The organism is Neoluteolibacter marinus, from assembly GCF_014904755.1.
Classification (GTDB): Bacteria; Verrucomicrobiota; Verrucomicrobiia; order Verrucomicrobiales; family Akkermansiaceae; genus Haloferula; species Haloferula marina.
In genome coordinates this window covers 1-267 of sequence record NZ_JACZFQ010000291.1, presented here as the reverse complement: position 1 = coordinate 267, position 267 = coordinate 1, and the positions used below count along the sequence as shown (strand labels likewise).

At 64.4% G+C, this 267-nt stretch carries 1 pseudogene; it reads left to right on the top strand.

The features are described 5' to 3' along the window. Window positions 1-118: 118 nt before the first annotated feature. Window positions 119-267 (top strand): annotated as a pseudogene (locus IG178_RS26320) (glutathione-dependent formaldehyde dehydrogenase); the annotation flags it as partial.

Here is a 267-nt window from a genome sequence, read left to right as displayed (position 1 = left end):
GTTCTCTGGCGGTGAACACGCGCCTGCGCCCAAAATGGCGTGAGTAGGGTCATTGGGACCGATCAGATCAGCAGGCTGTCCTTCCGGTCGGGGCGGCGGCCCTGGGAGAGGAGGACGCATGAAGGCTTTGACTTGGCAGGCGAAGCGGACGGTGAGTGTGGAGGAGGTCCCGGATCCGGTTATCCAGGAGCCCACGGACGCGATCGTGCGGATCACCTCGTCCGCGATCTGCGGTTCGGATCTGCACCTGTACGAGGTGCTCACCCC